Consider the following 24,723-nt stretch of genomic DNA (forward strand, 5'->3'; position numbering starts at 1 on the left):
GGGCATCCTGTACGCCTTCGTTTCGCCCCCGTACAATGCGGGGTCATTTCAATGTCTTAGGCAATCGACACGGCTAACCATGCGCACCAGTCAATATTTGCTCGCCACCCAGAAAGAAACCCCTGCCGACGCAGTGGTCATCAGCCATCAGCTCATGCTGCGTGCCGGCATGATCCGCAAGCTGGCTTCCGGCCTGTACACCTGGCTGCCGATGGGCTTGCGGGTAATGCGCAAGGTCGAAGCCGTGGTGCGCGAGGAAATGAACGCCGCCGGCGCCCTGGAAGTGCTGATGCCCAGCATCCAGCCCGCCGAGCTGTGGCAGGAGTCCGGCCGCTGGGAACAGTACGGCCCTGAGCTGCTGCGCCTGAAAGACCGCCACCAGCGCGACTTCTGCGTCGGCCCGACCCACGAAGAGGTCATCACCGACCTGGCCCGCAATGAGCTGTCCAGCTATAAACAGCTGCCGCTCAACATGTACCAGATCCAGACCAAATTCCGTGATGAGATCCGCCCACGTTTCGGCCTGATGCGCGGCCGCGAATTCATCATGAAGGACGCCTATTCCTTCCATGCCGACCAGGCTTCCCTGCAGGAAACCTACGACCGCATGCACCAGGCGTACAGCAACATCTTCACCCGCCTGGGCCTGGACTTCCGCCCAGTGCAGGCCGACACCGGCTCCATCGGCGGCAGCTACTCGCATGAATTCCACGTATTGGCCGAGTCAGGCGAAGACGACGTGATCTTCAGCGACAGCTCCGATTATGCCGCCAACATCGAGAAGGCCGAGGCCATCCCGCGCGAAACCGCGCGCCCGGCCCCAACGGAAGAACTGCGACTGGTCGATACCCCGGACGCCAAGACCATCGCCCAGCTGGTCGAGAACTTCGGCCTGCCGATCGAAAAGACCGTCAAGACCCTGATCGTGCGCGGTGCCGAGGAAGGCAAGCTGGTCGCCCTGATCGTCCGCGGCGACCACGAGCTCAACGAGATCAAGGCCGCCAAGCTGGAACAGGTCGCCGACCCGCTGGTCATGGCCACCGATGCCGAGCTGCGCGAAGCCATTGGTGCCGGCGCCGGCTCCCTCGGCCCGCTGAACCTGCCGCTGGAATGCATCATCGACCGCTCGGTTGCCCTGATGAGCGACTTCGGCATCGGTGCGAACATCGATGACAAGCACTACTTCGGCGTCAACTGGGAACGCGACCTGCCGGTCCCACAGGTTGCCGACCTGCGTAACGTCGTCGAGGGCGACCCGAGCCCGGATGGCCAAGGTACCCTGGTGATCAAGCGCGGCATCGAAGTCGGCCACATCTTCCAGCTCGGCACCAAGTACAGCGAGGCACTCAAGTGCCAGGTACTGGGCGAGAACGGCAAGCCAGTGGTGCTGTCCATGGGTTGCTACGGCATTGGCGTATCCCGCGTGGTCGCCGCCGCCATCGAGCAGAGTTATGACGACAAAGGCATCATCTGGAATGACGCCCTGGCCCCGTTCCAGATCGCCCTGGTACCGCTGCGCTACGAAACCGACGTGGTTCGCGAGGCCACCGACAAGCTCTACGCCGAACTGACGGCCGCAGGCTTCGAAGTGCTGCTGGACGACCGTGACAAGAAGACCAGCCCAGGCATCAAGTTCGCCGATATGGAGCTGATCGGTATTCCGCACCGCATCGTCGTCAGCGACCGCGGCCTGGCCGACGGCAACCTGGAATACAAGCACCGCACCGAACAGGATGCTCAAGCGCTGCCACTCAATGAAGTGCTGACCTTCCTGCAGGCCCGCGTTCGCCGCTGATAATCAATGCACGAGTGATCATGTCCAAGCGAAGTACCTTTACCCTGGGGGGCGCCGCACTGTGCGGCGCCCTGCTCCTCAGCGGCTGCGCCAACCAGATGTCCCAGCGCAGCGAGCACGAAGAGCGCGTCGAGCGCAAGCTGCTCGAACACACACTGCAGATTGATGTCGGCGAGCCCAAGGTGATGGAGCTTCCGCAGCGACGTGTACGCGTCAATGAACAGAGGCGCTTCGAGGTCACCGAGTTCGAAGTTACCCGCCGCTATGACCGGTATACGCCCTACCAACCCTGGCGGGAGGTCTACGAAATCCCGCTGGGCGCGGTGGCGGTGGTGGCCGGCGTAGGCGCCAACGTGGTCAACGTGTTTGCATTGGGCAACCTGCCGCAGAGCATCACGCACGACTGGCTCAGTTATGGCGTGGCCGGGCTCAACCCGTTCATGAACGTGCAGTCCAACGGTCGCGCCCAGCAGAACCTGGCAGGGATCAGTGAGCTGCAAAAGGACAAGCGCGAGGAGTTCACCAGCCTGCCCTGGAGCGAACGCCTGGTCGAGGTAAAGGCCGGCAAGATGACCCACGCGCTGACCACCGACAGAAACGGCGTGCTACGCCTGAACCTGCTGGACAGCCCATTCTCGGAGCAGCACCTGAACCACGTCGGCACCCTGCACCTGCAAGTGGTCGATGAAGACAACGCAGTGCGGGGCGACGCCAGCCTGCTGGTCAGCGCCACCCTGCGCAACAAGCTGCGTGAAGCCCATGAGTTGATTTTCGATGACCTGGAAGACGACGATGTCGGCCAGTGGGTTCACCGGGTCAAGCGCCTATCGGAGCTAGGCCTGGAAGAGGAAGCCAGTGAGATGGAGCAGAGCCTGATCGAGCTGACCCGCAACGATCCGGAGCTGCAGCAGGAGTTTCTGCAGGCACTGACCAAGGCTACCGGCCGGTTGGTGGCTGACCCAGGCGCACATTAATGAAAGAGGGGCTGCAATGCAGCCCCTCTTTCATTTGTCCGCGAACAACTCTAATTGCTCGTGAGCCCCACGCAAGTCGCGCAACCTCACCCCTACCCCTAGCAATCTCACCGGCTTGCCACCCCGGGCGAATGCTTGCCGTAGCAACTGCCGGTAGCTGTCCAGATCCCTACCCGCCCCTGCCTGCTCCAGGGTGGTCTGGCTGAAGTCATGGAATTTGACCTTGACGAAAGGTTTGTCCGGCCGATAGCTACTGTCCATACGAGCGATCCGCTCATTCAGGCTGTTCAGCAGTTCAGGCAAGCGCTCCAGACAACTGGCCAGATCCGGCAGATCCGTATCGTACGTATTCTCCACGCTTACAGACTGCCTACGGCTATCGTTGTGCACGGCGCGATCATCGATACCCCGCGCCAACCCCCAGAGGCGTTCACCGAAACTGCCGAATTCACGCACCAGCGCCAGCCGCGACCAGTCACGCATGTCCAGGCAGGTGTCGATACCCAGCCGGGCAAGCTTGTCTGCGGTAACCTTTCCGACACCATGCAGCCTGGCGACAGGCAATGCGGCGACAAAGGCCTCCACCTGATCAGGCGTAATCACGAAAAGACCGTTGGGCTTGCGCCAGTCACTGGCGATCTTGGCCAGGAACTTGTTGGGCGCCACCCCAGCCGAGACAGTAATGTGCAGGGTGCGCGCAACACGCCTGCGAATATCTTCGGCGATGCGCGTGGCGCTGCCGGCGAACCATTGGCTGTCGCTCACATCCAGATAGGCCTCATCCAGTGACAATGGCTCGATCAGTTCGGTGTAGTCGCGGAAGATGCCGTGGATCTCGCGCGATGCTTCGCGGTAGGCCTCGAAACGCGGTTTGACGATCAGCAAGTCAGGGCAAAGCTTCAGTGCATGGCGGGAGGACATGGCCGAGCGCACCCCATAGGCACGCGCTTCATAATTGCAGGTGGCAATCACCCCTCGATGATCCGGCGAACCACCCACAGCCATGGGGCGGCCGACCAGGCGCGGGTCATCACGCATCTCGATCGCGGCGTAGAAACAATCGCAGTCGATGTGAATGATCTTGCGCAAAGACATGGATGACCGTTAGCACTGTAAATTCATACAGATAGTACCGCATGCTCTGTCAGCGAGACAGCCAGCGCAGGAGCGCGCGCGACAATTGGCCTGAAAGCCCCGGTGCTCCTGACCTGCCTGCCTTATTGAAAGGCTAAGGGTTTGAACGAAAACGGTTTTTTTAAACTAAATGCTTGACAGGGGCGGTTAAATCCGTAGAATTCGATCTCACAGGCGCGGGATGGAGCAGCCTGGTAGCTCGTCGGGCTCATAACCCGAAGGTCGTCGGTTCAAATCCGGCTCCCGCAACCAGATTCGAGAAAAGGCCACTGTTAACGCAGTGGCCTTTTTCTTTTGCCTGAAAAATAGTCGGCGATTGAAAACTCAAGAAAATCAATAAGTAACGCTTGACACTCCGCGCTTTCACTGTAGAATTCGTTTCCACAGGCGCGGGATGGAGCAGCCTGGTAGCTCGTCGGGCTCATAACCCGAAGGTCGTCGGTTCAAATCCGGCTCCCGCAACCAGATTCGAGAAAAGGCCACTGTTAACGCAGTGGCCTTTTTCTTTTGCCCTCGAAAAGCGGGCAACGCGTTAATTACTGGTCAATCAAAAGTAATGCTTGACCACCCTCTTCAAAGCTGTAGAATGCGCACCTCTGACGCGGGATGGAGCAGTCTGGTAGCTCGTCGGGCTCATAACCCGAAGGTCGTCGGTTCAAATCCGGCTCCCGCAACCATATTCGTCAGAACAAACCCCGCCTGTGTAACAGCAGCGCGGGGTTTGTTGTTTTTCCCCGCCTGAAAATCTGGATTCATTCAGCCAAGCCCCGGCCTTGTGAGGCCGCTTTCTGGATGAACTATCTTTAACCCTGCCAAAGGACTGAAAGTCACGTTGCCCGGAGTAATATCTGGATACGTTTCCATAGGGACTTTCACTTGGCCGCCCCCTCCCCCTACCTCGCGCTGCTTGCCCGGGGTAACTCATGACCGACCGTAACCCAGAACACCAGGCACCCATAGCCTCAACCCTGCCCACAGCTGCCCAGCGCTTGCCGTGGCTGGAGCGGGTGAGCCGCTATCGCCAGCCCATCACCCTGGCAGTTACCTTGGCGCTGTTCGCAATGGCACTGATAGCCTGCCGCCACTTGCTCAGTGAACTGGATATCCATGCTCTGCACGATGCGATGCTCAGCGTGCCCACCCGCTCGTTGGCCGGCGCGCTACTCGCTGCGGTTATCGGGTTCTTGATCCTGCTGGGATATGAATGGTCGGCCTGCCGTTATGCCGCCGTGAAGTTGCCTGGGCGTACGCTTCTGTTAGGCGGTTTCAGCGCATTTGCCATTGGTAACGCCATTGGCTTGTCGATGCTCTCGGGCGGTTCGGTACGCTATCGCCTGTATGCTCGAGAAGGCCTGGGCGCTGCCGAAGTCGCGCGCATGACAGTGTTTGCCAGCCTTTCTTTGGGCTGCGCCCTGCCCCCTCTGGCGGCACTGGCCACGTTGAGCAACTTGCCAGCTGCGGCTACCGCCCTGCACCTGCCCACCCCTGTACTGGCCACAGTCGCTATCGGCGTGCTTGCACTGACCGCCGTCCTGGTGACTGGCCTGTATCGCCGACGCCTGGCAGAGCAGCCGCTACCAGACAGCCTGCTGGTGCAACTGGGGCGCCGGACGCTGCGCCTGCCCGGCGCACGGCTGGCTGCACTGCAACTGGCAATCACCGCGCTGGATATAGCCGCCGCCGCGACCGTCCTTTACCTGCTGCTCCCGCAAGCCCCTCCGTTTGGCACATTCGTCCTGGTCTACCTGCTGGCACTTGCAGCCGGTGTACTTAGCCATGTGCCTGGCGGCGTCGGGGTGTTCGAGGCGATTCTGCTCGCAGCCTTCGCCAATCAGCTCGGCGCCGCGCCACTGGCCGCCGCACTGCTGCTGTACCGCTTGATCTATGTGGTACTGCCATTGCTGCTGGCCTGTGGGCTGCTGCTGGCCAATGAAGCCAGGCGCCTGCTGTTTGCGCAGCAGGCGCTCAAGGCCGCCTCCGGGCTGGCTGCACCGGTGCTGGCGATACTCGTGTTTCTCTCCGGTGTGGTGCTGTTGTTCTCCGGCGCAACACCGGAAATCGACACCCGCCTGGAACACATGGGCTTTCTGGTACCGCACCGTCTCATCGATGCCTCGCATTTCGGTGCCAGCCTGATTGGCGTGCTGTGCCTGTTGCTGGCCCAGGGCTTGCGCCGACGCCTGTCTGCCGCCTGGCTACTGACTACCGTACTGCTCCTGGTTGGCGCACTGCTGTCGCTGCTCAAAGGCTTCGACTGGGAAGAGGCCTGCCTGCTGACCTTCACCGCTGCCCTGCTCGCGTTGTTCCGCCGTTCGTTCTACCGCCCAAGCAGGCTGCTGGAGCTGCCGTTTTCCCCGGTGTACCTGGCAGCGAGTGCCTGCGTGGTCGGTGCTTCAGTGTGGTTACTGCTGTTTGCCTATCAAGACGTGCCCTACAGCCATCAGCTGTGGTGGCAATTCACCCTTGACGCCGATGCCCCACGCGGCCTGCGCGCCGCCATGGGCAGCGCAGTACTGTTGCTGGTCGTGGCCCTGACCTGGCTGCTGCGCACTGCCCGGCCAGTCATCCACCTGCCAGACGACGAGGAGATACAGCGCGCCAACCGTATCCTGCAGGTTTCCGACCAACCTGACGGCGGCCTGGCGTTGACCGGTGACAAAGCCCTGCTGTTCCACCCCAATGGCAACGCTTTCTTGATGTACGCGCGCCGGGGCCGCAGCCTGGTGGCCCTGTACGACCCGATCGGCCCGGCCCAGGAACGTGCCGAGATGATCTGGCAATTCCGCGATCTATGCGACCTGCACCACGCCCGCCCGGTGTTCTACCAGGTGCGTGCCGAGAATCTGCCGTTCTACATGGACATCGGCCTGACCGCGCTCAAGCTCGGCGAAGAAGCCCGAGTCGACTTGCGCCGCTTCGACATCGAAGCCAAAGGCAAGGAAATGAAAGACCTGCGCTACACCTGGAACCGCGGCGGCCGCGATGGCCTGAGCCTGGAGATCCATGAACCGGGCCAGGCCCCCATGGTTGAACTCAAAGAGATCTCGGATGCCTGGCTCGGCGGCAAGAACGTGCGCGAAAAAGGCTTCTCGCTCGGGCGCTTCAGCCCTGAGTACCTGCAGCATTTTCGCATCGCCCTGATTCGCTACCAGGGCCGGCCAGTGGCGTTTGCCAACCTGCTTGAAACTCACAGTAACGAACTGGCCAGCCTCGATCTGATGCGTGCCCACCCCCAGGCGCCGAAGCTGACCATGGAATTCATGATGATCGGCCTGATCCTGCACTACAAAAGCCATGGTTACGGCCGTTTCAGCCTGGGCATGGTACCGCTTTCCGGCTTGCAGCCACGGCGCGGCGCCCCGTTGGCCCAGCGCCTGGGCTCGATGGTGTTCCGTCGCGGCGAACAGCTTTACAACTTCCAGGGGCTACGCCGCTTCAAGGACAAGTTCCAACCGGACTGGGAACCCCGCTATATGGCCGTGCCGGCCGGGCTCGACCCGCTGGTGGCACTGGCCGACACTGCCGCCCTGATTGCGGGCGGCCTGACTGGATTGGTGAAACGTTGATGATCCGACGCTACTGGCTGTACCTACTGATACCCCTGCTCTTGGCCGCATTGGCTGGGGCCACTGCCTTCTGGTTGGGGGCCCGACCGGCCCCAGAAGCACGCCTTGAGCAACTGACCGTCAATGACACCCGCATCACCCGCGTCATCCCGGGCGTGCATGCCAAAGCCTGGGTGGCCATCGGCGTGCCCCAGGACCAGGCGCTGACCGATAAACAGTTGCTTGACTTGAGCCAGGCCGGTGAGGCTCAGCTGGCGCAAGTCATCCTGCCGCCGGGGGCCTGCAGTAACCAGCAGCAATCGATGGATAAGGCCATGACCCTTCTGGCCGAAAAACCGACCCTGGTAGCCGGTATCGGCCCTGGTGCAAGCCAGGCCTGGCGTTGGCTGGCCACACAGAATGACGACAAGGCCCGCGCCATCTCCGTGAATTTCAACATGGAACAGCCCAGCTGCGCTGCAGCCTTGCCCAAGTCCGCCCCTCATGGTCACTGGAGCGTCGCCTGGAACGACAACCCGGATGACGCCAGCGCCGCCTTCGTGCGCGACCAGCGCAATGCCGACACCAGCATCAGCGACTACGACATCCACCTGCCACAACTACTCAAGGCGCAACTGACCCAGGCCTTGGTCGGCCACGATGGCAACGCGCTGGCAATCCCGGTCGTGGAAGTGCCTGCCGGGCAAACCACCGACACCGTTACCCTGTTCCTCTCAGGCGATGGTGGCTGGCGCGACCTGGACCGCGATGTGGCCGGTGAAATGGCCAAGCTTGGTTACCCGGTGGTCGGCATAGACACCCTGCGTTACTACTGGCAGCACAAGACCCCCGAGCAAAGCGCTGCCGACCTGTCGGAACTGATGCAGCACTATCGTCAGAAATGGGGTACCAAGCGTTTTGTGCTGACCGGCTATTCGTTCGGTGCCGACGTGCTGCCGGCGATCTACAACCGCCTGCCTGCCGAGGACCAGCAACGTATCGATGCGGTGATGCTGCTGGCCTTCGCCCGCAGTGGCAGCTTTGAGATCGAGGTCGAGGGCTGGTTGGGCAAGGATGGCCAGGAGGCACCTACCGGACCGGAGATGGCCAAACTGCCGGCGCCCAAAGTGGTATGCATATACGGTGTGGAAGAGGCCGATGAAAGCGGTTGCACCGACAAGACTGCAGTGGGCGAGCGCATTAAGCTGCCCGGTGGGCATCACTTCGACGAGAACTATCCGGCACTGGCCAAGCGCTTGATCGATGAAATTGAAATACGCCAGGGCAAGTCCAGCGTGGCAGAACAGAACTGAGGCGTAGCGAGGGGCCGCGTTGCGGCCCCTCGCCTTGATCAGATCTCGACCTGTGTACCCAACTCGATCACCCGGTTGAGCGGCAGGTTGAAGAAACGCAGGTTACCGTTGGCGTTCTTGAGCAGAAACGCAAACAGGTTGCCCCGCCAGCGCGACATCCCCTCAAGACGCGACGCGATCACCGTTTCGCGGCTTAGGAAATAAGTCGTACGCATGGGGCTGAAGTCCAGGCCGTCCAGGTGGCATAGCTTCAGTGCCGCCGGCACATCCGGCTCATCCATGAAACCGAAGTGCAACAGCACCCGGAAGAAGCCATCACCATAGGCCTCCACTTCAAAGCGCTCCTGCTCGGGCACCCGTGGCCGGTCTTCACTCACAACCGTCAGCAGTACCACCTGGCTGTGCAGCACCTGGTTATGCAACATGTTGTGCAACAGCGCATGCGGGACGGCATCGGGCCGCGCAGTGAGGAACACGGCAGTACCTTCTACGCGGTGCGGTGGCTGTACGCGAATGCTGCTGATGAACACCGGCAACGGCAGCCCACCCTCATCAATTCGCTCGACCAGAATCTGCTTGCCGCGCTTCCAGGTGCTCATCAGCAGGAACAGCACACCCCCGGCCAGTAACGGGAAGGCGCCGCCCTGGACAATCTTCGGCACGTTGGCGGCGAAGAACAGCCCGTCGACCAGCAGGAAACCAATCAGAATCGGTACCGCCAGCACCGGCGGCCACTTCCACAACAACAGCATCACCGCCGACACCAGGATGGTGGTCATCAGCATCGTGCCGGTCACCGCCACGCCGTAAGCGGCCGCCAGCGCACCGGATGATTCGAAGCCGATCACCAGCAGCACAACGCCTGCCATCAGCGTCCAGTTCACTGCTGCGATGTAGATCTGCCCCTGCTCGTCGCTGGAGGTGTGCTGGATATGCATACGCGGGATATAACCCAGCTGGATAGCCTGGCGGGTCAGGGAGAAAGCACCCGAGATCACCGCCTGCGAAGCAATTACCGTGGCCATGGTCGCCAGCCCCACCAGCGGCAGCAACGCCCACGCCGGCGCCAGCAGGTAGAACGGGTTGCGCGCAGCGTCAGGGTTTTGCAGCAGCATCGCGCCCTGGCCGAAATAGTTGAGCACCAATGCTGGCAGCACCAGGGCGAACCAGGCACGGGCAATCGGCTTGCGACCGAAATGGCCCATGTCGGCGTACAGCGCCTCGGCACCGGTCAGGGCCAGCACCACAGCACCGAGAATGGCCACACCCATGCCCGGGTGCACGATGAAGAAGTTCACCGCCCAGCCCGGGTTGAACGCCTTGAGCACCTCGGGGCTCTGCGAGATGCCATGCACCCCCAGCGCCGCCAGCACCACGAACCAGGTGACCATGATCGGGCCGAACAGCTTGCCGATCTTCTCGGTGCCATGCTTTTGCACCAGGAACAGCGCCACCAGCACCACCAGCGAAATCGGCACCACCCAATGGTCGATACCGTCGAATGCCAGGCCCATGCCCTCTACTGCCGACAGCACCGACACCGCCGGGGTGATCATGCTGTCGCCGTAGAACAGCGAGGCGCCGATCAGCCCACAGATGACCATCAGCGTGCGCAGGCGCGGGTAGGCCGCCGTAGCCCGCCGCGCCAGCGCGGTCAGGGCCATGGTACCGCCCTCTCCCTGGTTGTCGGCGCGCAGGATGAACATCACGTACTTGAACGACACCACCCACAGCAGCGACCAGAGGATCAGCGACAGGATCCCCAGCACACCATCATGATTGACCGGCACCCCGTAACCGCCGGTGAAGACTTCCTTGAGGGTATACAACGGGCTGGTACCGATATCGCCGTAGACCACCCCAACAGCTGCCACCAACAGGCTCAGCGACCGCGTCGCCCCCTGCCCGCCCTCGGCGTGACTGCTTGCCTGAACCATCGACCACTCCCGCAAACGGCCATCTAGACCGGTAGAATTCTGCCTCGCGCCAGGGGATCGCACATGCCCCGACGCAACGGCGCGAAGCATAGCGCAGCGTTCGTCGCATTTGTGCTGGTCAAGCGACCTTGCGCTCGCTAGAATTGCGCACTTTTTGATCAGAGGCGCCCAGAAGCGCCCGTCAGGATCGCCGCCGTTTCCGGCCGGGCGACCTGTATTCAATACCGAGGTTAGTCATGTCCACCACTCCCGCCACCCCCAAGGTAGGGTTCGTCAGCCTGGGTTGCCCAAAAGCCCTGGTAGATTCCGAGCGCATTCTGACCCAGTTGCGTATGGAAGGTTATGAAGTCGTGCCCACCTACGAGGATGCCGACGTAGTGGTGGTCAACACCTGCGGCTTCATCGACAGCGCCAAGGCCGAGTCGCTGGAAGTGATCGGCGAAGCGATCAAGGAAAACGGCAAGGTCATCGTCACCGGCTGCATGGGTGTCGAGGAAGGCAGCATCCGTGACGTGCACCCCAGCGTGCTGTCGGTCACTGGCCCGCAGCAGTACGAGCAGGTAGTCAATGCCGTGCACGAAGTGGTACCGCCACGCCAGGACCACAACCCGCTGATCGACCTGGTACCGCCGCAGGGCGTCAAGCTGACCCCGCGCCACTACGCCTACCTGAAGATCTCCGAAGGCTGCAACCATAGCTGCAGCTTCTGCATCATCCCGTCGATGCGCGGCAAGCTGGTCAGCCGCCCGGTCGGCGAAGTGCTGAGCGAAGCCGAACGCCTGGTCAAGGCCGGCGTCAAGGAGATCCTGGTGATTTCCCAGGACACCAGCGCCTACGGCGTGGACGTCAAGTACAAGACCGATTTCTGGAACGGCCGCCCGGTCAAGACCCGCATGCTCGAGCTGTGCGAAGCGCTGAGCAGCCTGGGCGCCTGGGTGCGGCTGCACTACGTCTACCCGTACCCGAACGTCGACGACGTGATCCCGCTGATGGCCGCCGGCAAGATCCTGCCGTACCTGGACATCCCGTTCCAGCACGCCAGCCCGAAAGTGCTCAAGTCGATGAAGCGCCCCGCCTTCGAAGACCGCACCCTGGCGCGCATCAAGAACTGGCGCGAACAGTGCCCGGAACTGGTGATCCGCTCGACCTTCATCGTCGGTTTCCCGGGTGAGACCGAAGAAGACTTCCAGTACCTGCTGGACTGGCTGACCGAAGCCCAGCTCGACCGCGTCGGCTGCTTCCAGTACTCGCCGGTCGAAGGTGCGCCTGCCAACGACCTGGGCCTGGAAGAAGTGCCGGATGACGTCAAGCAGGAGCGCTGGGATCGCTTCATGGCCCACCAGCAGGCCATCAGCAGCGCACGCCTGCAATTGCGCATCGGCAAGGAAATCGAAGTGCTGATCGACGAAGTCGAAGAGCAAGGCTCGGTCGGCCGCAGCTTCTTCGATGCACCTGAGATCGATGGCAGCGTGTTCATCGATGGCGACCATGGCTTCAAGCCGGGCGACAAGGTCCGTTGCCGGGTGGTCGATGCCGACGAGTACGACATGTGGGCCGAGCCTGTTTGAGGCTGCGCACGTAGAAGGAGCCCCGCCCACTGGCGGGGCTTTTTGCATCTATGGTTTCCTCAGTGACCACCGAGGAACACCGGCATGCATTTGGCATTGACGCTGCAAACACCCCACCTGTGTGATTACCCGGAACTGGTTCAGGTCTGGGAGAACTCGGTGCGCGCAACCCACGACTTTCTGCCTGACGCTTATATCCTGCTACTGCGCGACCATGTGCTACGCAAGTACCTGGACGCCGTCATGCTGGTCTGCTGCAAGGACCGTCAGCGCATCTGCGGCTTTGCCGGTGTCGCCAATGGGCGTGTGGACATGCTGTTCGTCGCACCCCAATACCGTGGCCGAGGCGTGGGCAGGCGCTTGCTGCGCTATGCCATCAGCGAACTGAACGCGCAATGCCTGGATGTCAACGAACAGAACCCCCAAGCCTTGGGCTTCTACCTGCACGAGGGCTTCGAAGTGATCGGGCGCTCCGAAACAGATGGCCTGGGGCAGCCCTATCCATTGCTTCATATGAAGCTGATTCGTACAGCGTCCTAGGACTTTGTCGCAGGATGCCGTGCAATACTTCCGAAATGGTGCATTCGGCACAGATTCCCGTCATCAACCGCAAATGGGCAGGTACAATGTAAGACTTTCCCTGCCTTGCGAATTGCCTGCCATGTCCGAACCCGTCCGCCTGTCCAAACGCCTCATCGAGCAGCTCGGCTGCTCACGCCGAGAGGCAGAGCTGTATATCGAAGGAGGCTGGGTCACGGTCGATGGCGTTGTAGTCGAGCAGCCTCAGTTCAAGGTCGAACACCAGGCTGTCGAGCTGTTGCCGGGCGCCAATGCCGAGGCGCTTGACCCGGTTACCCTGCTGCTCAACCAGCCTGCGGGTGTCGATATCGATACGGCCCGCGCCAGCATGAACATGGCCAGCCTCAGCGAAGCACATCGCGAAGGCGTGCGGCCGCTGCACGGGCACTTCACCCGGCTGACCTGTTCGGCGCCCCTGGAGCGCGGTGCCAGTGGCCTGCAGGTGTTCACCCAGGATTGGAAGGTTACCCGCAAGATCGAGGCCGACCTGCGTCGCCTGGAACAGGAATACATCATTGAAGTGCGCGGCGAGACCACGCCACAGGCGCTGGAGCGCCTGGCGCGCGGCGCGACGCGCAATGATCGGGAACTGCCCAAGGCCAAGGCCAGCTGGCAAAACGAGACCCACCTGCGCCTGGCCCTGAAGAACCCACAACCCGGGCAGATCTCCGAGATCTGCGCCTACCTGCGCCTGGAAATACTCAGTATGCGCCGTATTCGCCTGGGCGGTGTATCCATGGGCAAGCTGCCTGTGGGCAACTGGCGTTACCTGGCCGGCACTGAACGTTTCTAAGCGATGCGCCACGCCCAGGCGTGGCATCTGAACAGGATTTTGCAGCAATGAACCACAACGATGTACTGCGCAGCCTGCGCTACATGCTCAAGGTGAACGACGCCAAGATGGCCGAGATCATCGCGCTCTCGGGCCTGGAGGTTAATCCGGTGGTGCTCGCCACCTACCTGAAGAAAGAGGACGAGCCCGGTTTTGTGCGCTGCCCCGAGCGGGTCATGGCGCACTTTCTCGACGGTCTGGTCTTCCACCGCCGCGGCAAGGACGATAGCCGTCCGCCACAGCCTGTAGAGCTGCCGGTGACCAACAACACCATCCTCAAGAAGCTGCGCGTAGCCTTTGAGCTCAAGGAAGACGACCTGCATGTGATCCTCAAGTCGGTCAACTTCCCGGTTTCCAAGCCCGAACTCAGCGCGCTGTTCCGCAAGGTGGGCCATGAGAACTATCGGCCTTGCGGCGACCAGTTGCTGCGCAACTTCCTCAAGGGCCTGACCCTGCGCGTGCGCGGCTGACTCGCCATGCAACATACGGTTTCGCCTGTCGGCATCGTGCGCTCCTGTTTCAAGGAGAAGTTCGCAATCCCGCGGCAGCCACAGCTGGCGCCGGCTGCACGCGGGGTACTTGAGTTGCTGCCGCCGTTCGACCAAGGCGAGGCCGTGGCGGGCCTGGAGCAGGTCAGCCATGTGTGGCTGTTGTTCCTGTTCCATCAGGCCCTGGAAGACAAGCCACGCCTTAAAGTGCGCCCACCACGCTTGGGCGGCAACAAAAGCATGGGCGTGTTCGCTACGCGAGCGACCCATCGGCCCAATGGCATCGGCCAGTCGGTGGTACGCCTGGAGGCTGTGGAGCCGGGTCGGCTGCTGCTGTCCGGCATCGATCTGCTCGATGGCACGCCGGTGCTGGATATCAAGCCGTATGTTCCCTATGCCGACAGCATCGCCGGGGCGAGCAACCTGATGGCCAGCGATGCGCCTGCCGCGATTGCCGTGCACTGGGGCGATAGCGCCCTGCCCCAGGCCCGCGAACACGCCCTGCGCCTGGGCGAACCACTGGTGGAGCTTATCGAACAGTGCCTGGCACAGGACCCACGACCGGCCTATCAGGTGCCGCCGCCAGAGCGGGTGTATGGGGTGAAGTTCTGGGATGTGCAGGTCAGGTGGCACTACCCGCAGCCGGATGTAATTCGCGTGCTTGAGGTCGTGCCGGAAAACTGAAAGCACTGGCAACCTCAGTCGCACAGGCATAAAAAACGCAGGCCTTACCTTAATGCCAGTCAGTTAGCGTTGTCAGGGCTGCTACGCAGCACATCGCCGGCAAGCCGGCTCCTACCGGGACCGCACAGTTCTTGAGGTCTGCGCTGTACCTGTGGGAGCCGGCTTGCCGGCGATGGGCCGCAAAGCGGCCCCAAAACGCTTAACTGACTGGCATCAGGCCAAGCCTGCGCCTTCATTGCCGGTCGATTACTTCTCGACGAAAGCACGCTCGATCAGGTAGTCACCCGGCTCACGCATGCGCGGGGAGATCTTCAGGCCGAAGCTGTCGAGAACTTCGCTGGTCTCGTCGAGCATGCTCGGGCTACCACAGATCATGGCGCGGTCGTCCTGCGGGTTGATCGGTGGCAGGCCGATATCGCTGAACAGCTTGCCGCTGCGCATCAGGTCAGTCAGGCGGCCCTGGTTTTCGAACGGCTCGCGGGTAACGGTCGGGTAGTAGATCAGCTTGTCACGCACCGCCTCACCAAAGAACTCGTTCTGTGGCAGGTGTTCGGTGATGAACTCGCGATAGGCCACTTCGTTCACGTAGCGCACACCGTGCACCAGGATCACTTTCTCGAAGCGCTCGTAGGTTTCCGGGTCCTGAATGACGCTCATGAACGGCGCCAGGCCAGTGCCGGTGCTCAGCAGGTACAGGTGCTTGCCCGGGTTCAGGTCGTCGAGGACCAGCGTACCGGTAGGCTTCTTGCTGATGATGATCTCGTCGCCTTCCTTCAGGTGCTGCAGCTGGGAGGTCAGCGGGCCGTCAGGCACCTTGATGCTGAAGAATTCCAGGTGCTCTTCCCAGTTGGGCGAAGCGATGGAGTAGGCGCGCATGAGCGGACGGCCGCTGTCCTGCTGCAGGCCGATCATCACGAACTGACCGTTCTCGAAGCGCAGGCCCGGGTCGCGGGTGCACTTGAAGCTGAACAGGGTGTCGTTCCAGTGATGCACACTGAGGACACGTTCGTGGTTCATGTTGCTCATCGATGGGGCTCCTGAAGAAAACGCAGCGCGCACAGCGCACAGTTGCGCGATAGTTTAGGGGCAGCGACAATATCTGTTAACTGAATTATCAAGATATGTGTTATCGGTTATATAGATATGCGATTCACACTTCGTCAGCTACAGGTATTCGTCGCCGTGGCCCAGCATCAGAGCGTCTCTCGAGCCGCCAGTGTGCTGGCCCTGTCGCAGTCGGCTGCCAGCACGTCCATCACTGAACTGGAGCGACAATCGAGCTGCCAGTTGTTCGACCGTGCAGGTAAACGCCTGGCCCTCAACGCCTTGGGGCATCAGCTGCTGCCGCAAGCGGTTGCGCTGCTCGACCAGGCCAAGGAGATCGAAGACCTGCTCAACGGCAAGTCCGGTTTTGGCTCACTGGCAGTCGGCGCCACACTGACCATTGGCAACTACCTGGCCACCTTGCTGATCGGTAGCTTCATGCAGGTACACCCGGAAAGCCAGGTCAAGCTGCACGTGCAGAACACAGCCCATATCGTGCACCAGGTTGCACAATACGAAATTGATCTGGGTCTGATCGAAGGCGACTGCAACCATCCGGACCTGGAGGTACAGCCTTGGGTTGAGGACGAACTGGTAGTGTTCTGCGCGCCGCAACACCCGCTGGCCAAGGTGGGCCGCGCAGATATCGAAAGCCTGTCCCAGGAAGCCTGGATTCTTCGCGAGCAAGGCTCCGGCACCCGCCTGACATTCGATCAGGCCATGCGGCATCATCGCGCCAACCTGAACATACGCCTGGAGCTGGAGCATACCGAAGCGATCAAGCGTGCCGTGGAATCAGGCCTGGGTATTGGCTGCATATCGCGCCTGGCCCTGCGCGATGCCTTCCGGCGTGGCAGCCTGGTGCCGGTCGAAACCCCGGAGCTGGACCTGATGCGCCAGTTCTACTTCATCTGGCACAAACAAAAATACCAGACCTCGGCCATGCGCGAGTTTCTCGAGTTGTGCCGCAACTTCACCGCAGGGTTTACCCGCAGTGACGAGATCGTCTTGCCACCGATCGCTTAGAGCAGGATAACGCCCCAGACCAACGCCACCATGGTCAGTGCTACGAATTGCGCAGCACTGCCCATGTCTTTGGCGTTTTTCGAAAGCGGATGGCGCTCCAGCGAAATGCGGTCGATGGCCGCCTCCACCGCCGAGTTGAACAGTTCGACGATCAGCCCGAGCAGGCACACGGCGATCATGATGGCCCGCTCGGCGCGGCTTACCGGCAGCCAAAAGGCAATCGGGATGAGCAGCACATTGAGCAGTACCAGTTGACGGAAAGCAGCCTCGCCTTTGAAGGCGGCGCGCAGGCCGTCCAGCGAATAGCCGGCGGCGTTGAAGATACGTTTGAGGCCGGTCTGGCCTTTGAATGGCGACATGTGCGTCACTTCACCGATGAAAGGCCAGCAGACTAGTTCAAAATGAGTCAAAAAAGCGTGAAGCGGCAAGCATTTAGCTGCTCGCAACGGATTCAAGTTGTTGCAGCAACAAGGCCGCCTGGGTCCGAGTGCGCACACCCAGCTTGCGGAAAATGGCCGTCACATGGGCCTTGATGGTCGCTTCCGACACATTCAGCTCATAGGCGATCTGTTTGTTCAGCAAGCCTTCACAGACCATGGTCAACACGCGAAACTGCTGTGGCGTGAGGCTGGCCAGGCCTTCGCTGGCGGCTTTGGCCTCGGCCGAGACATCGACCCTTTCAAATGCCTGAGGCGGCCACCAGACGTCGCCATCGAGCACCTTCCTCACTGCATCCTGAATCACTTCCAGCCCACTGGACTTTGGAATGAAACCACTGGCCCCAAACTCGCGGGACTTGACTACAACGGCAGCCTCTTCCTGGGCCGAGACCATCACCACCGGGATCTGAGGGTACTGGCCACGCAGCAGGACCAGCCCGGAGAAACCATAGGCGCCCGGCATGTTCAGGTCCAGCAGGACCAGGTCCCAGTCGGCTTTTTCGCTCAGCCGGCTTTCCAGCTCGGCGATGCTCGCCACCTCGACCAGGCGCACATCCGCGCCCAGGCCGAGGGTGACGGCCTGGCGCAGAGCGCTACGAAACAGCGGGTGGTCATCGGCAATCAGGATTTCGTACATGGCCATCGATCTAAGGATCCTGTTCTGTGCCAGGCGCAGCGGCGGAGGAATAGCGCCCGGCGGGGAATCGGCGCCAAGGTGCCGAGCACGGCCGGGCAGGTCAAACCACTCGCCCTGCCGCCTCGCTTCATCCTGGCCGCCAGCCCCGTCATTATGAACCAAAGTGGGGCTTGTGCCCCTTGGACTATAGGAAGGTATGCAAACGCTGGTGGGTCGCGTCCTGCTCGTCCAGAGGCAGGCGACGCTTGCCACTGAGGTAGTGCAGGCTGAACACATCCAGATACGCATCCAAGGCTTGGGAGGCTTGGTCGTCACCCGCAAGGTCCAGGCACATGGCAGCAACTTCCGCAGTACAGAAATGATCATCGCGCTTGGAGCGGCGCAGGCGATAGCGCGACATCTGCTCAGCTTGCAGGCTCAGCACCGGGAAGCGGTCAAGATAAGGGCTCTTGCGGAACATCTTGCGGGCTTCGGTCCAGGTGGCATCCAGCAGGATGAACAGCGGGCGTTTGCCCGGCTCACGCACGACCTCGCTGACCACCCGCTCCTGGGCGACGAATTCGCCAGGGAAGACGATGTACGGCTGCCACTGTGGGTCTGCCAGCAAGGTCAACAAGCGTTCGTCCACCGACGTTCGCAACCAGCCGAAGGCAGAGGTATCTTCGATGAGGTCGGCGATCAGCCAGCCGGTGTTGGTCGGCTTCAATGGCTCGGTATCATGCATCAACAGGCATACGCCAGAGTCGGCGTGCACCTTGGGCTTCCAGGCACACAGGCAATGGGTGGCGATAACCCGACAGTCAGGGCAGCGTTCGGCACGTGAACCACGAGCAATGAACGGCTTGATGCTGCGGGCCAGCCGTTCGGCGCGCAGGCGCGCTACCGCATGGCTCATGCTGGCAAGCCTCGGGACAGGTTGTGACTGGACACTGCGATAACTCGATGAAAACAAAGCGCCAGTCTACCAGAGCGGGCGTCATTTGCCGTGCAGCTGGACCGGCTGGTCCTTTATAATCAGCGTTTTGGTGGCCGCGAGCCTGCCCGCGATTCTGCGGGTTTCATGGAACACCAGCCGTCTGCGCATGTCGAAGCGCCAGTCACCGAACCAGGAGAGATTCATGCTGCGTCTTATCGTCCCGACCCTGAGCCTGTTGCTCACCCTGCCACTGGCAGCCCAGGCGGCCTCCAAGCAGGAGTTCGAGCTGAACAAGATGCTGGAAAAGGTCGCCAAGGAAAGCAGCGTCGGCACCCCGCGAGCCATCAACGAAGATATCCTCGACCAGGGTTATACCGTTGAAGGCAAGGCACTGGTGAACCACCTGAGCGTGCGCGCCGAGCACGCCGCACGCATGCAGCAAAACGCAGAGCAGGTGCGCAGCCAGCTAGGTGACAGCGTCTGCCGGAACAGCGGTTACCGCAACCTGATGTCAAAAGGCGCCGTGATGGTCTATCGCTTCACCGTCTACAAGACCAATCAACCGGTCATGGACCAGGCCTTTGACGCTGCCAGCTGCACTGCCGGAAACAAGAAGAAGTAATCAACTGACCCGCTCATCCTCCGCGCGCCGCGGCTCTTCCTCGGCGCGCATCTCTGCCAGAAGCGCCTGCAGGTAAGGTGACTGGCATTCCAACGCAGCCAACCGCCGCAGGCACTCCGCCTCCAGGCTCACATGATGAACCTGTGCCGCATGTTCCAGCTGCTGATAGAGCTGCCGGTCTACCTCGATGACCAAGCGATGCATACCGCCACCTCCTGCATCGACACGTTTCGCTTCTCCAGTTAACCAAACCCTTGCCATCAATGGCCGCGTGCCGACGAGCGGCCTTGGTGATAGTGCCTGCATGAAGTGGCGCGAGGGTCTAGATTGATAGCGAAGCGCACAAAAACGACAAGATGAATTACGCACCTGCATCAGGGCCTTGAAGGCCTACTGCAATGCTCGGGACGCACACTCGAGCCAGAGCAGCCAGCGACGCACGTAGTGTCGCGGCCGAGCCCAGCCATCAGCTCGGTCAGAGGTTTTGCTGCAGAAGGAGACGTTGAATGCCTTACCAACCCAATGAGTATCTGTTCAATCACTTCAGGGACAGTGGTATCGACCTGAGTAAACTCGATGAACAACTGCAACTGGTCGCACCGGACAGCCCCAACCTGCCACTGTACCGTGACATGATGCTGACCATCTTGCGCATGGCCCACGACGACACCGATCGCTGGAGTGCCAAGATCACCTTGCAGGCCCTTCGCGAGCTGGACCACTCCTTCCGCAGCCTGCAACGCTACAAGGGTCGGCGCAAGGTCACCGTTTTCGGCTCGGCGCGCACACCGCTGGAACACCCGATGTATGCCTTGGCTCGCGAGCTGGGTGCCACACTGGCCCGCTCCGACCTCATGGTCATTACCGGCGCAGGCGGCGGCATCATGGCCGCAGCGCACGAAGGCGCGGGTAGCGATCATAGCTTGGGCTTCAACATCACCCTTCCTTTCGAACAGCACGCCAACCCGACAGTGGATGGCACTGACAAGCTGCTGCCCTTCCACTTTTTCTTCATTCGCAAGCTGTTCTTCGTCAAGGAAGCCGACGCCCTGGTCCTTTGCCCGGGAGGTTTCGGCACGCTCGATGAGGCACTGGAAGTACTGACGCTGATTCAGACTGGCAAGAGCCCACTGGTGCCGGTGGTCCTGCTGGACTCACCAGGTGGCAGCTTTTGGCGTGACTGCCTGGACTTCATCAGCAGGCAACTGGAAGAAAACCGCTACATCCTGCCCAGTGACCTCAAGCTGGTGCGCCTGGTACACAGTGCCGACGAGGCAGTGGAGGAAATCAACCAGTTCTACAGCAACTACCACTCCAGCCGCTGGCTGAAGAACCAGTTTGTGATCCGCATGCACCATCGGCTCAGCGACGCGGCACTGCATGAGATTCAGGAAGCCTTTGCCGATTTACGACTGAGCGGGAAGTACCATCAACATGCCGACAGTGGCGTAGAGCATGAAGTAGGCAACTACAACCATCTGACCCGCCTGACCTTTGCCTTCAATGGGCGTAATCAAGGGCGTCTGCGTGAGCTGGTGGATTTCATCAACCTGTCGGAGAACTGGGCAAAGCCACAGCCGATGCATACCACGCAGCGGGCGCGGGAGGCGTTGAAGGTCAGCTGAGTGCGCCTGCGATGTGGCTGTTAGATCAGTAGTCGTCCAAGTCTCGGCCGCTGAGCAGGCGGCCGATCATGTCCAAGGGAAACCCACGGTAAGCGAGAAACCGGGTTTGCTGGGCACGGCTGCGGGGGTCATGCGGACGTAGCCCGGCATATTTGCGCTGCCAGGCATCCTGTAGCCGCTCTGCCCAGTTCACACCACAGTCACGCAGTGCCTGGTCAATATCGCCACGGTTCAGGCCACGCTGGCCCAGCTCCTCGCGAATACGCGCCGGGCCATAGCCGGCATTGGAACGGTACCTGATGAAGCTTTCAAGGTAGCGGGCCTCACTGAGCAGCCCTTCTTCGGCGAGCCGATCAAGCGCGGGCTCGATCAGCTCATCCGTAGCGCCGCGCTGACGCAGTTTGCGCGTCAGCTCGACGCGACCATGCTCGCGGCGCGCAAGCAGGTCCATGGCTGTCCGCCGAACGGCGACGGGGGTGTCGAGTACGACGGACATGATCGGCCAAGCAGCTATCAATAACCGGCGTCGGCGTCAGCCACGTCGTCGGCTTTGGCATCGGCTGCAGCAGCCTTGCCCGCTTCGGCAACAACACCCGCCTTGAGCAGCTTCTCGCGAATCTGCTTCTCGATCTCGGCACCAATGGCCGGGTTCTCTTGCAGGTACTTGGCTGCGTTAGCCTTGCCTTGGCCGATCTTGTTGCCCTGGTAGGCATACCAGGCACCCGACTTCTCGACCAACCCTTGAGCAACGCCCAGGTCAATGATTTCGCCGTTACGGTAGATACCCTTACCGTAAAGAATCTGGAACTCAGCCTGACGGAACGGCGGCGAGACCTTGTTCTTGACGATTTTGACGCGGGTTTCGCTGCCGACGACTTCGTCGCCTTCCTTGACTGCACCAGTACGACGGATGTCCAGGCGCACCGAGGCGTAGAACTTCAGGGCGTTACCACCGGTGGTGGTTTCCGGGCTGCCGAACATCACACCGATCTTCATACGGATCTGGTTGATGAAGATGACCAGGCAGTTGGCGTTCTTGATGTTACCGGTGATCTTGCGCAGCGCCTGGGACATCAGACGGGCCTGGAGGCCAACGTGCATGTCACCCATCTCGCCTTCGATTTCTGCCTTGGGCACCAGGGCGGCCACGGAGTCGACGATGATTACGTCAACGGCGTTGGAACGCACCAGCATGTCGGTAATTTCCAGCGCCTGCTCGCCGGTATCCGGCTGCGAAACCAGCAGGTCGTCGACGTTGACGCCCAGTTTGCCGGCGTACTCTGGGTCGAGAGCGTGCTCGGCGTCGACGAAGGCGCAGGTGGCGCCGCTTTTCTGGGCTTCGGCGATGACCGACAGGGTCAGTGTGGTTTTACCCGAAGACTCCGGGCCATAGATCTCGACGATACGGCCTTTTGGCAGGCCGCCGATGCCCAGAGCGATGTCCAGGCCCAGGGAGCCGGTAGAAATGGCCGGAATGCCGGTGCGCTCGTGATCGCCCATGCGCATGACCGCGCCTTTGCCGAATTGGCGTTCGATCTGACCCAGGGCCGCAGCCAAGGCGCGCTTCTTGTTGTCGTCCATTGAAATCCTCACGTGTTCGACTTGGCCCTGATGGCCGGAATACCTGTATAAGTAGCCAGTATTATTCCACAGGGAAGCGTTTGAGCAAACCCCTGTCGTCGATTTACTCGGCACCAAGCTGTAACAAGCCGTCTAACGCGGCGATCACCGTCTGTCGGCGCACTGCTTCACGGTCGCCGTCGAAGTGGCGACGCTCACTGCTCACGTGACTGCCATCGGCCCATGCCAGCCACACGGTACCGACCGGTTTGGCCGGCGAGCCACCGTCGGGCCCGGCCACGCCACTGACTGCCACGGCAAAACGCGCACCGCTGGCCGCCTGGGCGCCGCGAACCATGGCTTCGACCACTTCCTGGCTGACTGCACCGACTTGGGCGAACAACGGTTCTGGGACCCCAAGCTGGCGAGTCTTCTGGGCGTTGGAGTAGGTGACATAGCCTGCCTCGAACCAGGCGGAGCTGCCAGGTACGCGGGTGATGGCTTCGGCGATGCCGCCGCCGGTGCAAGATTCGGCGGTGCTGACCTGGGCGCTGAAGCGGCGCAGGTGTTCGCCCAGCCGGGCGGAGAGAACGGTGATCGGGTCCATGGGCAACTCCTGGAAGAGGCTGAGCGACACCCTAGCATTTGAGGGGGCTGATCGGGACAGGCATTGTTCTACCCATGCTCAAACTTTCGCACGCACATCCTCCTGGTCATTCATCGCTCGACGCGGTGCCACGCAAGCCCAGCCGCCTGATCGCCCAGCACTCATAAAGACGCATGGCCACATCGGCTCCACCTACCGCAGTCAGGCAACCAAATGCGCTGGCCGCCCAGATCGACAGGCCGCCGGCATACAGCAACATCACCGTCGAAACCCCGCAGACGATACAGGCGCCGGAGCGCAGCGCCAGCCGCCGCAGCAGCGACCAACCGGTGGCGCCCGCCTTGTCGGCCCGCCACATTTCGCCGCTGAGGCCGCCCAGCGATGCCAGGACGATTACCAGCCAGAGCGGCATCTCCAGTAACACTTGTTGCTCGTTCGTCACTGTCCTGTCTCCTGTGTAACAAAGGCTCAGTCCGCCTTGAGACACAAGCTATGCGTTAGCGCATATGCAGTCAATGCATTTATTCATTTAACTGTAGGCATGACTTTGCTGATAGCCATGAATGCTTTTGCTCATCAGGCTGTAGGGCTTTTCTCCAGACGAAAAAAAACCGCCGAAGCGGGTTTTCTTGAAAAAGGCCTGGTCAGCGGGCGTACATGCCCCACCAGAACACATGCCCGAGCAAGCTGATCTGCTCTTCCTGCAACTGCTGAAAGCTGTAGTCTTCATCAGGGTGTTCGTCGCGATTGAAGCTGCGCAGGCGAATACCGGTGGGCAGCCGATACACCTGCTTCACCCGCAATTGACCATTGTGGTTGATGGCGTAGAGATCACCATCGATGATGTCACCGATCGAACACTTGCCGGTGTTTACCCCGACCGTCGCCCCGTCGCGCAGTACCGGCAGCATGCTGTTGCCGCGCACGGTCACGCATTTGGCCTGGTCGAACTGCACGCCGTTATGGCGCAGGCTGCGCTTGCCGAACCGCAGGCGGGCGCGCTCGCTTTCCTCGATGACGAACCTTCCTGATCCTGCTGCCAATTCGACCTCACGAAGAAAGGGTACTGACACCTCGTCGTCCTCGACGGGCGTTTCATCGTCCCACAGGCTGATGTCGCTGAGGTCCGCATGGCCGCGGGCCGGCAATGCGGCTTCGCGTGAGGCGCCAAGCTCGGCGCGGCCGCGCAGCTGTTCGGTGTTGACGCCGAAATAGTCGGCAATTTTCGACACGTGCCTATCCGAGGGATCGACGATCTTCTCGCTGAGGATCCGCGACAGGGTGGATTGAGGCACGCCCGTGCGCCGGTGCAGCTCTGTGGGGGACAGGCCGTGGCGGGCGAGCAACTCTCTGAGTACGGTGGCTACATTGCGTTTCTGCATAGCATGCATAATGCA

25 protein-coding genes and 3 tRNA genes are annotated in these 24,723 nt (G+C 61.3%); 15 read left to right on the forward strand and 13 right to left on the reverse strand.

All coding sequences use genetic code 11. From position 1 onward, the window contains the following. Nucleotides 1-79: 79 nt before the first annotated feature. Together JOE27_RS10475 and JOE27_RS10480 are read left to right on the forward strand one after the other, a co-directional pair. Nucleotides 80-1,795, forward strand: coding sequence for a proline--tRNA ligase (locus JOE27_RS10475; protein ID WP_046787972.1), 1,716 nt, complete (start codon nt 80-82; stop codon nt 1,793-1,795). Between the two features lie 20 nt (nt 1,796-1,815). Beyond that, the gene (locus JOE27_RS10480; protein WP_115274059.1) at nt 1,816-2,769 is read left to right on the forward strand and encodes a hypothetical protein; all 954 of its coding nucleotides are present in this window, start codon (nt 1,816-1,818) and stop codon (nt 2,767-2,769) included. A 30-nt stretch (nt 2,770-2,799) separates the two neighbouring features. Here the strand turns inward: JOE27_RS10480 and dinB are convergent, their stop codons facing one another. Further along, nucleotides 2,800-3,858 (reverse strand): DNA polymerase IV, encoded by a 1,059-nt coding sequence (gene dinB, locus JOE27_RS10485; protein ID WP_174142345.1) that lies wholly within the window; start codon nt 3,856-3,858, stop codon nt 2,800-2,802. Between the two features lie 220 nt (nt 3,859-4,078). Here dinB and JOE27_RS10490 point away from each other — a divergent pair. From JOE27_RS10490 to JOE27_RS10510, 5 genes are all read left to right on the forward strand, one after another. After that, nucleotides 4,079-4,155: transfer RNA gene (locus tag JOE27_RS10490), tRNA-Met, on the forward strand. A gap of 136 nt (nt 4,156-4,291) precedes the next feature. Next, nucleotides 4,292-4,368: transfer RNA gene (locus JOE27_RS10495), tRNA-Met, on the forward strand. Nucleotides 4,369-4,503: 135 nt separating this feature from the next. Continuing rightward, nucleotides 4,504-4,580, forward strand: a tRNA-Met gene (locus JOE27_RS10500). 246 nt (nt 4,581-4,826) lie between these two features. After that, nucleotides 4,827-7,469 (forward strand): bifunctional lysylphosphatidylglycerol flippase/synthetase MprF, encoded by a 2,643-nt coding sequence (mprF, locus tag JOE27_RS10505; protein WP_204918680.1) that lies wholly within the window; start codon nt 4,827-4,829, stop codon nt 7,467-7,469. Next, complete coding sequence (locus tag JOE27_RS10510) at nt 7,469-8,761, forward strand: virulence factor family protein (RefSeq protein ID WP_204918683.1); 1,293 nt, start codon at nt 7,469-7,471, stop codon at nt 8,759-8,761. The genes mprF and JOE27_RS10510 overlap by 1 nt, the downstream gene beginning before the upstream one ends. A 38-nt stretch (nt 8,762-8,799) precedes the next feature. Here JOE27_RS10510 and JOE27_RS10515 read toward each other — a convergent pair whose 3' ends face one another. Then, on the reverse strand, nt 8,800-10,698 hold the full coding sequence (locus tag JOE27_RS10515) for a potassium transporter Kup (RefSeq protein WP_046787967.1): 1,899 nt from the start codon (nt 10,696-10,698) through the stop codon (nt 8,800-8,802). Nucleotides 10,699-10,934: 236 nt separating this feature from the next. Between JOE27_RS10515 and rimO the strand changes: the two genes are divergently transcribed. The 5 genes from rimO (at nt 10,935) to tsaA (ending at nt 14,849) form a co-directional block, all read left to right on the forward strand. Further along, nucleotides 10,935-12,266 (forward strand): 30S ribosomal protein S12 methylthiotransferase RimO, encoded by a 1,332-nt coding sequence (gene rimO / locus JOE27_RS10520; RefSeq protein ID WP_046787966.1) that lies wholly within the window; start codon nt 10,935-10,937, stop codon nt 12,264-12,266. Nucleotides 12,267-12,350: 84 nt separating this feature from the next. Then, a complete protein-coding gene (locus tag JOE27_RS10525; RefSeq protein ID WP_046787965.1) occupies nt 12,351-12,806 on the forward strand; it encodes a GNAT family N-acetyltransferase in 456 nt (151 codons plus the stop codon). Between the two features lie 121 nt (nt 12,807-12,927). After that, nucleotides 12,928-13,638, forward strand: a complete 711-nt coding sequence (locus JOE27_RS10530) for an rRNA pseudouridine synthase (RefSeq protein ID WP_046787964.1) — start codon at nt 12,928-12,930, stop codon at nt 13,636-13,638. A 47-nt stretch (nt 13,639-13,685) separates the two neighbouring features. Next, nucleotides 13,686-14,147, forward strand: a complete 462-nt coding sequence (locus tag JOE27_RS10535) for a DUF1456 family protein (RefSeq protein WP_115274053.1) — start codon at nt 13,686-13,688, stop codon at nt 14,145-14,147. Nucleotides 14,148-14,153: 6 nt separating this feature from the next. After that, nucleotides 14,154-14,849 carry a tRNA (N6-threonylcarbamoyladenosine(37)-N6)-methyltransferase TrmO gene (gene tsaA / locus JOE27_RS10540; RefSeq protein ID WP_046787962.1) on the forward strand — a complete coding sequence of 232 codons (696 nt, stop codon included), beginning with the start codon at nt 14,154-14,156 and terminating at the stop codon, nt 14,847-14,849. A 246-nt stretch (nt 14,850-15,095) separates the two neighbouring features. On the opposite strand, the gene fpr is transcribed toward tsaA, so the two are convergent. Then, nucleotides 15,096-15,875, reverse strand: coding sequence for a ferredoxin-NADP reductase (gene fpr / locus JOE27_RS10545; RefSeq protein WP_012315841.1), 780 nt, complete (start codon nt 15,873-15,875; stop codon nt 15,096-15,098). A gap of 117 nt (nt 15,876-15,992) precedes the next feature. On the opposite strand from fpr, the gene finR reads away from it, so the two are divergent. Continuing rightward, nucleotides 15,993-16,919: a LysR family transcriptional regulator FinR gene (gene finR, locus JOE27_RS10550; RefSeq protein ID WP_046787961.1), complete on the forward strand. Its 927-nt coding sequence runs from the start codon at nt 15,993-15,995 to the stop codon at nt 16,917-16,919. On the opposite strand, the gene JOE27_RS10555 is transcribed toward finR, so the two are convergent. The 4 genes from JOE27_RS10555 to JOE27_RS10570 all read right to left on the reverse strand — a co-directional run bounded on the left by JOE27_RS10555 (nt 16,916) and on the right by JOE27_RS10570 (nt 19,116). Then, on the reverse strand, nt 16,916-17,278 hold the full coding sequence (locus tag JOE27_RS10555; protein ID WP_046787960.1) for a diacylglycerol kinase: 363 nt from the start codon (nt 17,276-17,278) through the stop codon (nt 16,916-16,918). The genes finR and JOE27_RS10555 overlap by 4 nt on opposite strands. A gap of 73 nt (nt 17,279-17,351) precedes the next feature. After that, nucleotides 17,352-18,002, reverse strand: a complete 651-nt coding sequence (gene erdR / locus JOE27_RS10560) for a response regulator transcription factor ErdR (RefSeq protein WP_012315844.1) — start codon at nt 18,000-18,002, stop codon at nt 17,352-17,354. 178 nt (nt 18,003-18,180) lie between these two features. Then, complete coding sequence (locus JOE27_RS10565; RefSeq protein WP_115274052.1) at nt 18,181-18,891, reverse strand: tRNA-uridine aminocarboxypropyltransferase; 711 nt, start codon at nt 18,889-18,891, stop codon at nt 18,181-18,183. An 81-nt stretch (nt 18,892-18,972) separates the two neighbouring features. Then, nucleotides 18,973-19,116, reverse strand: a complete 144-nt coding sequence (locus JOE27_RS10570; protein ID WP_158621143.1) for a hypothetical protein — start codon at nt 19,114-19,116, stop codon at nt 18,973-18,975. Between JOE27_RS10570 and JOE27_RS10575 the strand changes: the two genes are divergently transcribed. Then, nucleotides 19,115-19,534 (forward strand): quorum-sensing-regulated virulence factor family protein, encoded by a 420-nt coding sequence (locus JOE27_RS10575; RefSeq protein WP_012315846.1) that lies wholly within the window; start codon nt 19,115-19,117, stop codon nt 19,532-19,534. The genes JOE27_RS10570 and JOE27_RS10575 overlap by 2 nt on opposite strands. Here the strand turns inward: JOE27_RS10575 and JOE27_RS10580 are convergent, their stop codons facing one another. Continuing rightward, entirely contained in the window at nt 19,535-19,738 is a 204-nt protein-coding gene (locus tag JOE27_RS10580) for a hypothetical protein (protein WP_046787958.1), read from the reverse strand. It lies immediately after the preceding gene. Nucleotides 19,739-20,040: 302 nt separating this feature from the next. On the opposite strand from JOE27_RS10580, the gene JOE27_RS10585 reads away from it, so the two are divergent. Beyond that, nucleotides 20,041-21,159, forward strand: coding sequence for an LOG family protein (locus tag JOE27_RS10585; RefSeq protein ID WP_115274051.1), 1,119 nt, complete (start codon nt 20,041-20,043; stop codon nt 21,157-21,159). Between the two features lie 25 nt (nt 21,160-21,184). On the opposite strand, the gene recX is transcribed toward JOE27_RS10585, so the two are convergent. The 5 genes from recX to JOE27_RS10610 all read right to left on the reverse strand — a co-directional run bounded on the left by recX (nt 21,185) and on the right by JOE27_RS10610 (nt 24,717). Then, nucleotides 21,185-21,655: a recombination regulator RecX gene (gene recX / locus JOE27_RS10590; protein WP_046788328.1), complete on the reverse strand. Its 471-nt coding sequence runs from the start codon at nt 21,653-21,655 to the stop codon at nt 21,185-21,187. A 17-nt stretch (nt 21,656-21,672) separates the two neighbouring features. Further along, complete coding sequence (gene recA, locus JOE27_RS10595) at nt 21,673-22,740, reverse strand: recombinase RecA (RefSeq protein WP_046788327.1); 1,068 nt, start codon at nt 22,738-22,740, stop codon at nt 21,673-21,675. Between the two features lie 103 nt (nt 22,741-22,843). Further along, nucleotides 22,844-23,326: a nicotinamide-nucleotide amidohydrolase family protein gene (locus JOE27_RS10600; protein WP_204918685.1), complete on the reverse strand. Its 483-nt coding sequence runs from the start codon at nt 23,324-23,326 to the stop codon at nt 22,844-22,846. Nucleotides 23,327-23,432: 106 nt separating this feature from the next. Next, nucleotides 23,433-23,768 carry a phage holin family protein gene (locus JOE27_RS10605; RefSeq protein ID WP_204918687.1) on the reverse strand — a complete coding sequence of 112 codons (336 nt, stop codon included), beginning with the start codon at nt 23,766-23,768 and terminating at the stop codon, nt 23,433-23,435. A 202-nt stretch (nt 23,769-23,970) separates the two neighbouring features. Beyond that, entirely contained in the window at nt 23,971-24,717 is a 747-nt protein-coding gene (locus tag JOE27_RS10610) for a S24 family peptidase (protein ID WP_046788325.1), read from the reverse strand. Between the last annotated feature and the right edge of the window lie 6 nt (nt 24,718-24,723).

Source organism: Pseudomonas sp. M5 (assembly GCF_016907075.1).
Lineage (GTDB): Bacteria > Pseudomonadota > Gammaproteobacteria > Pseudomonadales > Pseudomonadaceae > Aquipseudomonas > Aquipseudomonas putida_E.

Bases quoted from the DNA above. Each gene is read 5' to 3' on its own strand.
- JOE27_RS10475 (WP_046787972.1), top strand. From the start codon at position 80: ATGCGCACCAGTCAATATTTGCTCGCCACCCAGAAAGAAACCCCTGCC.
- JOE27_RS10480 (WP_115274059.1), top strand. From the start codon at position 1,816: ATGTCCAAGCGAAGTACCTTTACCCTGGGGGGCGCCGCACTGTGCGGC.
- mprF (WP_204918680.1), top strand. From the start codon at position 4,827: ATGACCGACCGTAACCCAGAACACCAGGCACCCATAGCCTCAACCCTG.
- JOE27_RS10510 (WP_204918683.1), top strand. From the start codon at position 7,469: ATGATCCGACGCTACTGGCTGTACCTACTGATACCCCTGCTCTTGGCC.
- JOE27_RS10515 (WP_046787967.1), bottom strand. From the start codon at position 10,698: ATGGTTCAGGCAAGCAGTCACGCCGAGGGCGGGCAGGGGGCGACGCGG.
- rimO (WP_046787966.1), top strand. From the start codon at position 10,935: ATGTCCACCACTCCCGCCACCCCCAAGGTAGGGTTCGTCAGCCTGGGT.
- JOE27_RS10525 (WP_046787965.1), top strand. From the start codon at position 12,351: ATGCATTTGGCATTGACGCTGCAAACACCCCACCTGTGTGATTACCCG.
- JOE27_RS10530 (WP_046787964.1), top strand. From the start codon at position 12,928: ATGTCCGAACCCGTCCGCCTGTCCAAACGCCTCATCGAGCAGCTCGGC.
- JOE27_RS10535 (WP_115274053.1), top strand. From the start codon at position 13,686: ATGAACCACAACGATGTACTGCGCAGCCTGCGCTACATGCTCAAGGTG.
- tsaA (WP_046787962.1), top strand. From the start codon at position 14,154: ATGCAACATACGGTTTCGCCTGTCGGCATCGTGCGCTCCTGTTTCAAG.
- fpr (WP_012315841.1), bottom strand. From the start codon at position 15,875: ATGAGCAACATGAACCACGAACGTGTCCTCAGTGTGCATCACTGGAAC.
- finR (WP_046787961.1), top strand. From the start codon at position 15,993: ATGCGATTCACACTTCGTCAGCTACAGGTATTCGTCGCCGTGGCCCAG.
- JOE27_RS10555 (WP_046787960.1), bottom strand. From the start codon at position 17,278: ATGTCGCCATTCAAAGGCCAGACCGGCCTCAAACGTATCTTCAACGCC.
- erdR (WP_012315844.1), bottom strand. From the start codon at position 18,002: ATGGCCATGTACGAAATCCTGATTGCCGATGACCACCCGCTGTTTCGT.
- JOE27_RS10565 (WP_115274052.1), bottom strand. From the start codon at position 18,891: ATGAGCCATGCGGTAGCGCGCCTGCGCGCCGAACGGCTGGCCCGCAGC.
- JOE27_RS10575 (WP_012315846.1), top strand. From the start codon at position 19,115: ATGCTGCGTCTTATCGTCCCGACCCTGAGCCTGTTGCTCACCCTGCCA.
- JOE27_RS10570 (WP_158621143.1), bottom strand. From the start codon at position 19,116: ATGAATCTCTCCTGGTTCGGTGACTGGCGCTTCGACATGCGCAGACGG.
- JOE27_RS10580 (WP_046787958.1), bottom strand. From the start codon at position 19,738: ATGCATCGCTTGGTCATCGAGGTAGACCGGCAGCTCTATCAGCAGCTG.
- JOE27_RS10585 (WP_115274051.1), top strand. From the start codon at position 20,041: ATGCCTTACCAACCCAATGAGTATCTGTTCAATCACTTCAGGGACAGT.
- recX (WP_046788328.1), bottom strand. From the start codon at position 21,655: ATGTCCGTCGTACTCGACACCCCCGTCGCCGTTCGGCGGACAGCCATG.
- recA (WP_046788327.1), bottom strand. From the start codon at position 22,740: ATGGACGACAACAAGAAGCGCGCCTTGGCTGCGGCCCTGGGTCAGATC.
- JOE27_RS10600 (WP_204918685.1), bottom strand. From the start codon at position 23,326: ATGGACCCGATCACCGTTCTCTCCGCCCGGCTGGGCGAACACCTGCGC.
- JOE27_RS10610 (WP_046788325.1), bottom strand. From the start codon at position 24,717: ATGCATGCTATGCAGAAACGCAATGTAGCCACCGTACTCAGAGAGTTG.